We start from the raw sequence: 13,339 nt of genomic DNA on the forward strand, positions 1-13,339 counted from the left end.
CAATTTATATCTCACACCGTTTAATCGTGTATCTGTGATAGAGCGTTCCTATGACAAACAAAGCAAAATCTACAGCTTTAGATGTTTCGTTTAAGCTATATATAATACTCGTTTCAAAACTGGAGGTAAACATATGAAACGCACTTTATTGACTATGGTTTTCACAATCTTACTCTCAGGATGTGGACTTGAAACATTGACAATTGACGATTATTATAAAAAGAATTTAGAGAATGTATCCAAAATAGAAGTTTTTGACAGCAGTAATAGTAATAGTCGAACAACCACAAATAAAGAGGAAATAATGTCTTTTATAAAAGAAATTAAGGATATTAAATTTATACCAGACGAGGATCAAAGTGAAAGAGATGGATTTCTGTACTCCATTACTTTCTATGAGGACGACAAAGCAACCCTCCAATTCGGTTTAAATCAAATTGGTGATGACTATTATAATACCGAGCCTGATATTGAACCGATTGTATACGAATTTTTTAACTCTATGAGTGAACAAGACTAGTAAATATTATGTATTAATTCAAAACAACGCCCACCTGCATAAAGGTGGGCGTTGTTTGATGCATACACTATTGCCATTAAATCTGAGTAAAGATAACTAGCTACATGGTTAAACACTCTTGATCAGTAGATAAATAAAATAAGGTGCCCCTAAGATGAATACCACCATAGTGTAGTCTATCCACTCCTAATAAGTTGGCACCTTTTTACCTCCCCAGTAATTATCGATGATTCAACGCATCCGTTGGCTAAATATTACTTCACAAACTTTATAATTTGTAATCAATGATGCGCAGTTATTTATCACTATTTTCTTCCACCATTAGCAAACAACAGCTCTGAAAAATTATTTTTGCTATAATTTTCACAAAGTTGCGATTTATAAAAATTCTGTGATAAAATAAAATGAAATTTATTCCAGAAGAAAGTACATACCCTGAAAGTATTTTAAGTAAAAAGAAGACCGTTAACGCATTTAAACATTATCCAAAAACGTACTCGTGTTAAATAATTTAATAGATTAAAAGGTGGTTTGAAGTTGATAACGGTAAATAAAGAGCAAACTATATTTGATCACGTTGGACATAAAATAATGACAGATAGAGAGATTGACATAGTCACAAGATTAGAAGAACCATTAATAGTGGTTTTAGGAAATGTGTTAAGTAACGAAGAGTGCGATGAACTAATCAGATTGTCTAAGGACAGAATGAAACGTTCTAAAATTGGAACGACACGCGAAGTAAATGAGCAGAGAACAAGTAGTAGTTCGTTTATTGAAGAAAGTGAAAACGCTATTGTTGCTAGAATCGAAAAAAGAATCTCCTCTGTTATGAATATACCCATTGAACACGGAGAAGGCCTTCAAATCCTTCAGTATACACCCGGTCAAGAGTATAAAGCCCATTACGATTTCTTTTCATCAACTAGTAAAGTAGCAAATAATAATAGAATTAGTACTCTCGTTATGTACTTAAATGATGTAGAACTAGGTGGAGAAACTTTTTTCCCTAAACTAAATTTTACCGTAACACCTAAAAAAGGAATGGCAGTTTACTTTGAGTATTTCTATAACGACCAAACTTTAAATGAATTAACCTTACATGGTGGAGCACCAGTTATAGCAGGTGAAAAGTGGGTTGCTACTCAGTGGATGAGGAAGCAGAAGATAAGATGAAAAAAGAAAAAAAGAACACACTGTTATTTTTTTTGTAAAACAGTATGTTCTTTTCTTTAAGTATAGCTCACTTAGGAATCATTATTTTATATACGATTGTTCAGAAAAGGTAGGCAGCTCTTCGAAAGAGAAGATATAATAGAAAACTATGAGTATTTATTTAGAATAGTTTTTGCTAAATCAAGTGCAACAGCTAATTTTATTTGATTTTTCTTACTGAGCCCCTGTATATATTTAGTTATTGTTGTAATCTCTACAATCGGCTCAAGTTTCAAGAAACTTAGAAAACTCAAGCTGACATGTAACTTAGAAGAATAATCGGATTACCGAACGTTCTTCAATTTATTCTCTATCCTATATATTTATAGTGAGATAATTTCCTAAAGTAGTTTTTGATGCTCAAAGCAATATATATTGCCTTTAAAACGAGTTTTGTTTAATAAACAATATTTTTTAACCTTTTCGGAAACTGGATTTCCACATGTTTTACAATTCGAAAGGTGATTCTCATTCTTAATAGATTCCCTATCCTTTTCTTTCAACGTTTCAACATGCTTATCTCTTATATATAAATCAGTTATATTAGCACTCTTTATTTTATTGTATAGGTTCTGTAATTCATTCGTAGAATAAATTGGTTCAGGATTTTGAAGCTTAAGTATATTGATCTTTCTCGTAATATACTCCGATAGTTCTATGTCATAAACGATTAAATCATTCGATTGTATTTTTCTTAATTCATCACTTACTTTAAAAGTACATCTTTTAGTAAAAGAGACCATTGAGACAAATTGTGTCTCACCTTCTATCTCGAGAACTCCCTTAATCGCTTGTATATGACCATAATTCTGATTAAATGGATTCATCATCGGAAATTTCCCATTAACACTCCACTTAGTCCTGCTCCTATCTCCATAAATAGTTCCACTATAATTCTTAGTCTCTACAACAAATATTGCAAAAGGAGTAAAGATAACATGATCAATTTGTGAATATCCAGACTTAGCTTTATTGTTTTCAATTAATACATCACTTAGATATTTGCTATTCTTAGGAAGTTGGTCAAGTTGTATATTGATCTTATATTCACCAAGCTCACCAATTCTTGAAGGAGTTGGTTTAGACTGTTTCTCTATTCTTTGCTTATTGGTAACAGATACTTTCTCGGTAGACTCTCTTTTAAAAATATTATTAATTATTCTTGAAAACATGTAGACTCTCCCCTTTTCTTATATATCGTTGATTCTTTAATTAATTTAATAATTCGTTTGTAATACAATAAATTCTCCATTATATCCAAATAAGCCATGTATTAATTTAGACAGAAAAAAACCTCCTAATTCATCTTGAAAATTAGAAGGTCTTTGATTAAACTTCATTTAGCAATTGTTCCATATTTAGAATCTCTGTGTTTAGTTAGGTACATATGCTATAAATTCTAAAACTGAATCTGGTGAATCTCCATCAAATTCTAGACTATATAAACCTGAATCTGTCATGACTTCAGCTGTGTATGAATAGCCACCTTCCATCTCATTTTCCCATCCTACAACTTCTACTGTTTGATTAAAGATACTTGTTAATTCATCCACAGTTACTTTATTTTTAGGAGTAATGTAATAAGCATGCATTCCTCCACTCTCTTTATGAGATTCACAAATAAAGAATGTTTCGTAGAAGGAACACATTGCTCCCTCATAATATTCTTCTGTTATTAAATTTTCTGTAATTTTACTTTGTGCAGTATAGTAAAAATCTGTCACATTAATATAATAGTCATTAATTGTTGTCCCTACAAGTTTTGACAATTCCTCATTAATAATAATACCCAAGCGTTTTCCACTGTTGTCTACGATTTCTCCATTTTTAAATATATAATTTTGAGTAAAACCGTTTTCTGCTGTCACAATGAAACTATTTTCTTCTAAATTAGCACTATATGTCTCTGTTGATTGTAACTCAATTTCTACTAATTCTTCAATGGATTGTGTAGCTTCATTATAATTTAGAATCGATAAACTTTGGCGGATAGTACTTGCTTGAGCTTCTATTATTTCAAAAGCTAGTGCCTCTTTTTCAGTTCCATCTTCATATAGAAGTTTACCGATTGACTCTAAATATATATGTATATTTGACTCATAATTTTTTGATATATCTTCTATCCATTGATCATTTTCAAATTTATAGATTGTTACATTGCTATTTTTTATATCATCATTTATGCCAAGTACCATTTCCGGTACTTCATCTCCCTCAAAATCTACTGATTCAAGAAAACTACTATCTATACCTTGAATCCGGTCTTGATAAACAGCCGTTTTCTCAAACTCTGCTAAATACTGCTGAGTGGTTTTCTTTTCAATAACTTCTTCAATTATTTCTTTTTGCTCTTCTGTGTTAACTTTTGTATTTTCATTAGCACAACCAACTAATAGGAAGCTTAGAGCTAATACCGAAATTATTTTTTTAAGCATTACTTCTTTCCTCTCCTTAAACAACTAAATTTACATATTTATACTCCACTCATATATATCATTTCTTATATCGCCCCATTATTCCTTCTAAGTATTGCAAATCCGTCTCATATGCCCTGATAGATTTACTAAAATCTCCTCTAATACCATCTTTTTTATATGAATTTTTCAGAAGCCAACTAATATGTGAGATAATTCTTGAAGGATGAATATTCATTAAAGCATTATTTAACGCATTTCTTCTTTCTTCATCTGTTTTATTAGTTACTTCATAACCAAAGGTTCTTAAATCGCTAAAATCTTTCCAATTTTCTGCATTATGTTTATTCGAATTTGAAATTTCATCATTAGTTTTGGTTAATGGCATCATTTTCGGGACTTCAAACCTAGAATGTTTTTTAGAATGAGATTTCTTTATAGAAATCATTTTATTTCCAGACAATTCATAACCAGAATAGTTAGCCAACATTTCCCATAAAGTCATATTACTTTCTGAAATCATTCTATTTATTAATAACCTACGGGTATACAAATAGTCGAAGTACTTTTTAAGAACCGTATTATGTGCATTATTCCAAATAATAAATAGTAATTTTACAAGCCAGTAATCATTTCTAGTTATAGAACAAGCAGTTATTAATTCCTCTATATACCTATCAAACATTTTCTCAAATTCAGTTAAAAATTCATGATTATCTTTATATGATAAAATTTCAAATAAAATCATAAGATGAATTTCTTCTATATTTTTTTGTCCTACTATTTCTTTGACAAACCTATTCAGCGCCAGTTGAAAATCCTCTATTGTTTCTTCACTTAATACCGTAGACTTTATGTTATCTTTTGAGGTGTATTTTTGGCTAATATAGAATGCTAAATCACACCTATTAGTTTTTACTAATAAAGCTACAATTCTTAATAATTCTCCAAAATCTAAACACCGACCATTTATTTCAAAAAAAACATCATAAGGTAAACCTGAATCCTCATTAACATCCGGAATTAATATATTTAGTAAATATTCCATATCTTTCTTCATTACAGAGCTTTTTAGCATTCTTGTAAGTCTTTTCATCTTACTCACTAGTTCTTCATTTTTCTTTTTTAATTGTTTGTATTCTTCTAATTTAATATTCATAGTCGCAGCACCGTTCTCAGTTATTTTAGATTGAGATACAAGTCATTTACTATTTAAATTCTATTAAACAATAATATTACTATTTATATGTTTAATTACAAATAAAACCAATCCTCTATACATATCGGCATTATTAATAATATTTGAATTACCAAAATACAAGCTAATTAAAGGATACATGTTATTTTTTAGACCAAATACTAAGATTAATATTGAAATACTGGGCATGAGTTTAATTAAGATGTACTTAATATGTTTATCAACTATTTTCAATCATTACTTTTGGACTACCTAGAAAGCAAAAGAAGAGCGATTCTAAAGTTCTTAAGCTATTTGAACATGTAAAGTTTTTGGCTTGATACTAAATGATATAGACAAAAAAGAAAACCCTTGAATACCAAGGGTTTTGACACTTTATGAAATCATATGAGGTCGTGATAAGGAGACGGCGGGATTTGAACCCGCGGCTCTTTGAAGTGCTATAAAACCAGCGTTTATAAGGGTTTATAGCTGCTGTCGAAAATGTTTGACTACGTTTTTGACTACGTTTAATAAAAAATGTGTTGCGGGGGCAAGTTTTTATAATACTATACTTTTTATTTAACCAGTAAATTTCATTATTTCATAGGCGGATAATTTTTCTTTCTCTGTTGAATATGAACTGTTGCTTTTCATAAAATATCTCATGCAAAAAACCAACTGAACAAACCTATTAAAGTTCCTATGCTTAAAAAAGTAAAACCTAATTTCAAATTGGAATATTTAGCAACTGCTACTTTTGATAGATCATAATTTTGAATAGCCATATCTTCAAGGAATTCATCCTCACTTTTAGATCCTAACCTAATCAAATAATCATTCTGATTAGAAAAGGAACCTATTCCTCCCCATGACATATAAAAATCAGTATTCTGAGAATACCTTGGCCATAAAATCCTAAAAATAAAAAAATATGCAGATGTAAGCAAAAAAATCAAACTAAGATACATACCAACATCAGTTATAGATAAATAGTTAAAACCTATTTCTTTCGAAGCTTTTCCTAAAAAACCAATCATTAATAAATTTAAACTTAGGGCTACCCCTGCTTTTGTATCAGCAAATTTAATATAGTCACTAATATAGGTTATATTATGTTTGTGATAATCATACATTTGTTTTTGCTCATCATTGAATGCCATTAATATCTCACTCCATACCACTGTTCAGAAAGCAAAGGGTTTCTGCGTAAATCACTATTTAAAACTCTGGATATTATTGATAACTTTTCGTTAATACTACACATCTCAAAGCTTGTTGAATCCATCCCTATAAAACACATTTCTTCTTTTACACATTTTTCAAGTTTGTGAGCAACATTAACAGCATGACCTATCGAAATAAACTCTTCATGTTTATAGTTACCAAATTTAGTTATAATCGTATCGTCACCATAAGTTAAAGTGAAACGATATTGGCTTCTTTGCAATTGTGTTACAGATCTTAAATAATTATCCATTTTAGATATTGCCGAAAATGCTCTTTTTATAGGGTGTGCTTCATTCTGAGAATCAGATAATGGGAAATGCATACTTATTCCATCTCCTGGGAACTTCTCTATAATTCCCTTTTCTTTATAAACAAGATCAGTTAATTCAGAAAAAATTTCTTGGTTCTTCTTAACGTAATCTATTGCACCACGGTCTCGTATACTCAGAGAAGATCCTGCTAAGTCGAAAACCACAGTAGCTGATGGTAGTTCCATACCAATTCCGGACCAACCATTTGGGATATCTAAATCTACAACTGAAAAATCTTTCTTCAAATCAAAAGAACCGTATTTCTCCAAATCCTTGGAATTAACACTTTCTGTAATTCCTACTACATGAGAATAATCTTTAAATTTAGTTTTAATAATTTTTAAATTGCTCATCACAAACACCTCTTGACCATTTTCGACCTTTTAGTTCATTTTAAGTCACAGATTAATATTTTGAAAGTAAAAACACTTCAGAATTTAAACTTTGGTATCAAATCTGGTATACACCAACAAAAAAACTTGGAAAACCTATTTAAATAGGCTTTCCAAGCTATTAATCAATTTACCTATTACACACACTATTCCCACTTTATATTGATGTCATACAGCACGCTTCAAACCGTTGATATAGAAGAGTTAAATGGTTCGTTCAAAATGATAGTCGACTCAATTTCCCACAATAATATTCATTCAATTTTAGCAGGTGAATGTTTTCAACAATATTCAACTTCGATAATATACTTGTTACTAGATAGTAATTTTATTTAGTAGCCTATCTTTCAAACATAGTAAACCATTAATTTTTTTCACAATACGTTTTTGCTCATTGATAGGTGGCAAAGGGATTAATTGTTCTTTAACAATATCAGCATTTATTGCTTTAAAAGTGCTTCCAGTAGCCTTCTGCTCAAAATCATATTTCAAAATTTTTAAGATGTAATATAAATATTCCAAATTGACATCATTACAAGGAATTAGGGCAGCTAGACCTCTACCTATACTTACAGTTCTATTAACAATATTCACATCTCCCACAGGTGCACGTACAGACATTAATATAGCGGACTTTTCTATTATTTTGATTGGTTTTGTAACAAACTTCGGAGATACTTCTAACATTTTTTCTCCGAAATATGACTTACCTTGATGAAACTCCATTGCTCCTTCGCTATATATTTCGCTGACACTCTCCCCCTTAGGCGATTGTCCCATAATAGGTAATGTTATTTCCCCTAACCTCATCCATTTCCATGTACTAGGTAATTCATAAGGAATCTCTTCTTCTGTTATAGCTGGTAATGTTTTTTCCTTTTTAATTATCTTTTCTTTTACTTCTTTCTCTGCTTTAATTCGTTTAACTAACATGCTTGCAGGTTCATCTGTTTCTACTTGTTCTACTAATTTGCCCTGCATTGCATATTGTAAGATTGACTTTTCGAGTTTAATAGGGAATTTCTTTATACTTTCTACCCTTAGTTTTTCTTTTTGATCATAAATTTCAAGCTTAAAATTTAAAGCATTTATCCTATCAATAATCCTACGTTGCTCTTCTAAAGGAGGTATAGGAAATACAACTTCATTTTTTAAATATTTTAACGAAGCTAAATTTTTCATTGCTGAACCTTTTGCATTTTTATTAATTGTACGCACTAAAGTTTCAAACACTATTAAGAAAAATTCTTTTAGCATTACATTTTCATTAATAGACAATTTCATCAAAGCTTGATTAATTATTCCTTTAGGAGCACCAAAAGGCAAAATATACGCTTCACCAATAGTTCCAGCACAACTGATTAATATATCTCCTTCTACAACCTCAAAACTACTCAATTTAACAAAATCTTCATCGGATATATAGTAATCTCCATAATCTAGCGTTTTTCTAATAGCATTACCTTGTTCAAATACTTTATATGTATTCTCACCCATGGGTACAAACATACTCTTCGTAATAGAACTTCCAAATGGACCTCTTCTAATAGCCCCGTTTACATTTTCACAAATAAAAGGTAATCTTGCGAATGCCCAATTAACTGGAAATTCCCCTTTTATCTCATTTTCATCGATTGAAGCAATAGCTTCATTTTTCATTTTTTTATTTTTTATAGCAATTTCCCTATCTAAAATCGCATTATTTAAGTTTACAAATGCTGATTCGTCAGATAATTTTTGTGGTACAAGCTTCCCCTGCATCGCATAATGTAAAATAGAATCTTTTAATTGCTTAGCGTTCATTCGTATCACCTAACATCTCGTGAATTTCAGCTAAAATCGAATCAATTTCATTATTCAACCGTGTACGTTCTGTTTGATAAGTAGCAATTAATTCTTCTGGATCTAGTATAATTTCCTTTTCTTGTGGTAGTCCACATAGATCTAAATTATAGTTTCCATCAATAATTTCCTGTGCTGAAAATTTACGTGCTTTATCAAAGCTACCTTCTTTAATTTCTATACGATTTTCCCACCAATCCATAGCTGGTTTGAAATGCTCTAATTTAATTGGCTTCGTTTTAGAAAAGTTTTTATATCCTTCTGGCATATCTAAACGGTAGAACCATACATCTTCTGTTGGCTTACTTTTATCAAAAAATAAAATATTTGTACGAATAGATGTATAAGGTGCAAATACACTATGTGGCAAACGAATAATTGTGTGTAAGTTAAATTCTTTCACTAATTTTTCTTTAATCCCTAGTTTTGCTCCATCTGTACCAAATAAGAATCCATCGGGTAAAATAACACCTGCACGACCATTTTGTTTTAAACGATACATAATTACAGACATAAATAAATCCGCTGTTTCACTGCTTCTTACCTTAACTGGGAAGTTCATTTTAATGCTATCTTTTTCTGAACCACCATATGGAGGGTTCATCATAATAACTTCAAATTTTTCTTTCTCACTATAATCACGTACATTTTTATCTAGGCTATTGCCATGAATAATCGCTGGATTATCAATGTCATGTAACAATAGGTTTGTAATACTTAATAAGTACGGGAATGCTTTTTTCTCAATCCCGTAAACAGATCTATCATAAATTTCGTTGTCTTCTGTTGATTTAATTTGAGGTTGCAAATAGTTTAAAGCAGATGTTAAGAAGCCGCCTGTTCCACAAGCAAAATCCGCTACTCTTTCGCCTAATTGTGGCTTTATCATTGCCGTAATAAAATCTGTTGCTGCACGTGGTGAATAGTATTCACCAGACGCACGTTGGGCTTGTAGGTCTTTTAAAATTTGTTCATAGATTTCGTTAAATGCATGGCGTTCTTTATAATCTGTAAAATCAACGCTATCAATTACATTAATAACTTGTCGTAAAAGCACACCGTCTTTCATATAGTTGTAAGCATCCTCAAAAGCAAAACGCACGATTGCTTTACTTACTGGTGTATACTCATCTACTTCAATTGCTTTTAACGCTGGGAATAGCTCGTTATTTACAAAATCGAGTAATCCTTCACCTGTTTTTGCTTCACCGTCTTTTTTATCAACTGCCCAATTTCTCCAACGCAAATCCTCTGGTATGATTGATTCAAAGTTATCATCGTGGAATTCCCAAAGTTCTTCTTTTGAGTCGTAAATTTTTAAAAATAGCATCCAAACAATTTGTTCAATACGTTGTGCGTCACCAGATATCCCAGCATCATTACGCATAATATTTTGTAGTGTTTTTACAAATGATGTAATCGACATTTCAAATCTCCTAAGCTAGATATATTTCATCTTTTAATTTTTTTACTGCATCTAAGTACTTCTTCTTGTTTCCAAAGGCTTTTACAATTTTCATTGGACTTCCAAATTTATGGAATTCACTTAATTCTAATACTTCTGTTCCCTCAATCTCAGTAATACCTTCGTTCATATACTTATCTAGTAACATTTCTAACACTTCACGTGCTACATCTTTATATCCATAAATATAACCACGTTTCTTCACATTGTTCGCACGTTCTGCCTTTGTTAAGGGCGGCTGATCATAGGCTAAATGAAGAATTAAATCAAAATCATCTAAGTCTTTTAGGTTGTCATATTCACGAAGAGCATCTAATAACACACCTTGCTCTTTTAATGCTTCTAATATAATCTCTTTTCGCTCTTCTTCTTTCCATGTTCGTAAAAAGACATCTAATGAAGCATATTGTTTTTGAATATTCTTCTTCGTATAATCGACAAGACTTTCTGTAATGAGCTTTCCCTCTACATCGTAATATTGTACACGTTCATGAATAATTTTCACATCAACATCATCCAAACGATATTTTCTTGTAGGGTCACCACCGTCACCACCATTACCAGCTTCCCCACCTGTACCAGTGCCGCCATTTCCTGTATCACCACCAGTTTCACCGCCTGTTTCACCATCATCATAGCCAGGCATGTCTCCGCCTTCCGGAACATCAATAATAACAATCGGATCACCATCAAAATCTGGGTCAGCAAATAAGCGACTAACATTTCTAAAGTCCATAATTGTGAAGTACTCCTTACCATGTTCAACATCTAAACGTGTACCTCGACCAATAATTTGTTTAAATTCTGTCATCGAGTTGATATTAGAATCTAACACAATAAGTTTGCATGTTTTTACATCCACCCCTGTTGTTAAAAGCTTAGATGTTGTTACAATAGTAGGGTACTTACTACCCCTATCAATAAAGTTATCTAATTGTGCTTTCCCCTCTTTATTGTCACCTGTGATACGCATAACATATTTAGAGTTTTCTTTGCATAAGTCACTATTTTCATTTACTAATGCTCTACGCATACGCTCTGCATGTTCAATATCTATACAGAATACAATTGTTTTAGCAAATCGATCCGTTTTCTTTAAGAACTGCGTAATTCGCTTAGCAACAGTTTCTGTTCTAGCATCAATTATAATTTTTTTATCGAAATCTTTTTGGTTATATTCTCTATCTTCAATAAGCTCACCATGAATATCACGTTTACCTTTTTCTGGTCGATAACCTTGTAAATCCTTATCAAGTCCTATACGCATCACTTTATAAGGAGCTAAGAATCCATCATCAATTCCTTGCTTCAAACTATAAGTATAGACCGGCTCTCCAAAGTAAGTAATATTCGAAGTTTCTTTCGTTTCTTTCGGTGTTGCGGTTAAAGCAATTTGAGTAGTTCCTTTTGTATCAAAATACTCTAACACCTTTCTCCAACGACTATCATCTCTTGCAGAACCTCGATGTGCCTCGTCAACGATAATTAAATCGAAGAAATCTGGTTTGAACTGTCTAAATGGTTCTGAACCATTGTCACCTGCAAGTTGGTGATATAAAGCTAAATAAACTTCATACGAGCTATCTAACTTTCTATTCTCGATTTTAGTCATGACTTTTTCAAAAGGTTTAAAGTCATTTATTATCGTTTGGTCTACTAGAATATTTCTATCTGCTAAGAACAAAACTTTCTTTTTAACACCAGCTTTCCATAAACGATAAATGATTTGAAATGCTGTATAAGTTTTACCCGTACCTGTTGCCATAACTAATAGAATTTTGTTTTGACCATTTGCAATAGCCTCTACCGTTCTATTAACAGCAATACGTTGATAATAGCGTGGCGTTTTATCTCCCAATTGGAAATAATACGGTTCATTAATGATTTGCTCTTGCTCAGGTGTAATATCCGCTTCCTTAACATATCTCTTCCACAGTTCCTCACGTGTTGGGAATTCATCTAGAGTTAGTTCTCTTTCTTTACCAGTTAAGCGGTCATGTTCAATAAACCTATCACCATTAGAAGAAAAGGCAAAAGGGACATCTAAGATTTCTGCATAGTCTAATGCTTGCTGCATTCCAGCCCCTGCTTCCTGCTTATTATCTTTTGCTTCTACAATCGCAATTGGATAGTTCTTTTTATGGAACAATAGGTAATCTGCTCGTTTAGATTTACCACGAGTAGTTAAATTGCCACGGACAATGATACGACCATCTGTAAAGCTATACTCACAAAATACATCATTCATAATATCCCACCCTGCTTTTTGAATAGCTGGCGTAATATATTTCAACTTAATATCTTCTTCAGTCATTTGATATTTTTTTTTCAAGTGATTAGCCCCTCTCAAAGTAGTTATCTATTTAAACATGCTAAATTATCTATGTAATCTCCTTATTATTATAGCATGTGCATAATTAATCTACTCTTTTTAGAAAATAACCCCAATTGGACAAACTTCATCTAAAATTGAAGCTATCTGCCCCACTTTAATCAAATTCCATAAATACACTTACAATTCTTCATTAGGAATCTTCAAATTTAATTTGTTTGCATATTTTCCCTTTGCAAAGTCCTAATATTTCTTTAGTTACTAACCAACTTGTTCACTATCCAAACTTATATCGTTAATTTAAGTATTATTTATGTCAATCTAACTTAATGCGGTTTTTTACATCCTATAATTGATGTTATGAGCGGTTTAACAATTAACTATTAACCATTTATCTTTAAAAAAGATTATTAAGCCCTTCTTCAGCTTAAGCACCCATTC

The 13,339-nt window shown here is 31.4% G+C and carries 10 protein-coding genes; 2 read left to right on the forward strand and 8 right to left on the reverse strand.

Going from position 1 to position 13,339, the window contains the following annotated elements; genetic code table 11:
* Positions 1–133: 133 nt before the first annotated feature.
* Positions 134–520, forward strand: a complete 387-nt coding sequence (locus MKY94_RS15070) for a hypothetical protein (RefSeq protein WP_144538737.1) — start codon at positions 134–136, stop codon at positions 518–520.
* A 591-nt stretch (positions 521–1,111) separates the two neighbouring features.
* Positions 1,112–1,696 (forward strand): 2OG-Fe(II) oxygenase, encoded by a 585-nt coding sequence (locus MKY94_RS15075; RefSeq protein ID WP_144539166.1) that lies wholly within the window; start codon positions 1,112–1,114, stop codon positions 1,694–1,696.
* 380 nt (positions 1,697–2,076) lie between these two features.
* Here the strand turns inward: MKY94_RS15075 and MKY94_RS15080 are convergent, their stop codons facing one another.
* The 8 genes from MKY94_RS15080 to MKY94_RS15115 form a co-directional block, all read right to left on the reverse strand.
* Entirely contained in the window at positions 2,077–2,907 is an 831-nt protein-coding gene (locus MKY94_RS15080) for a nuclease-related domain-containing protein (RefSeq protein ID WP_191697717.1), read from the reverse strand.
* Positions 2,908–3,108: 201 nt separating this feature from the next.
* Positions 3,109–4,170, reverse strand: a complete 1,062-nt coding sequence (locus tag MKY94_RS15085) for a hypothetical protein (protein ID WP_191697719.1) — start codon at positions 4,168–4,170, stop codon at positions 3,109–3,111.
* Between the two features lie 58 nt (positions 4,171–4,228).
* Positions 4,229–5,308, reverse strand: coding sequence for a hypothetical protein (locus MKY94_RS15090; RefSeq protein ID WP_191697720.1), 1,080 nt, complete (start codon positions 5,306–5,308; stop codon positions 4,229–4,231).
* 683 nt (positions 5,309–5,991) lie between these two features.
* Complete coding sequence (locus tag MKY94_RS15095; RefSeq protein WP_342577301.1) at positions 5,992–6,489, reverse strand: Pycsar system effector family protein; 498 nt, start codon at positions 6,487–6,489, stop codon at positions 5,992–5,994.
* Entirely contained in the window at positions 6,489–7,220 is a 732-nt protein-coding gene (locus MKY94_RS15100) for a hypothetical protein (protein WP_342577302.1), read from the reverse strand. The genes MKY94_RS15095 and MKY94_RS15100 overlap by 1 nt, the downstream gene beginning before the upstream one ends.
* Before the next feature lie 354 nt (positions 7,221–7,574).
* Positions 7,575–9,062 (reverse strand): restriction endonuclease subunit S, encoded by a 1,488-nt coding sequence (locus MKY94_RS15105; protein ID WP_342577303.1) that lies wholly within the window; start codon positions 9,060–9,062, stop codon positions 7,575–7,577.
* Positions 9,052–10,527, reverse strand: a complete 1,476-nt coding sequence (locus tag MKY94_RS15110) for a class I SAM-dependent DNA methyltransferase (RefSeq protein WP_342577304.1) — start codon at positions 10,525–10,527, stop codon at positions 9,052–9,054. Before MKY94_RS15110 ends, MKY94_RS15105 begins: the two co-directional genes overlap by 11 nt.
* 10 nt (positions 10,528–10,537) lie before the next feature.
* A complete protein-coding gene (locus MKY94_RS15115) occupies positions 10,538–12,898 on the reverse strand; it encodes a DEAD/DEAH box helicase family protein (RefSeq protein ID WP_342577305.1) in 2,361 nt (786 codons plus the stop codon).
* Positions 12,899–13,339 lie beyond the last annotated feature (441 nt).

Source organism: Psychrobacillus sp. FSL K6-2843 (assembly GCF_038626375.1).
GTDB lineage: Bacteria > Bacillota > Bacilli > Bacillales_A > Planococcaceae > Psychrobacillus > Psychrobacillus faecigallinarum.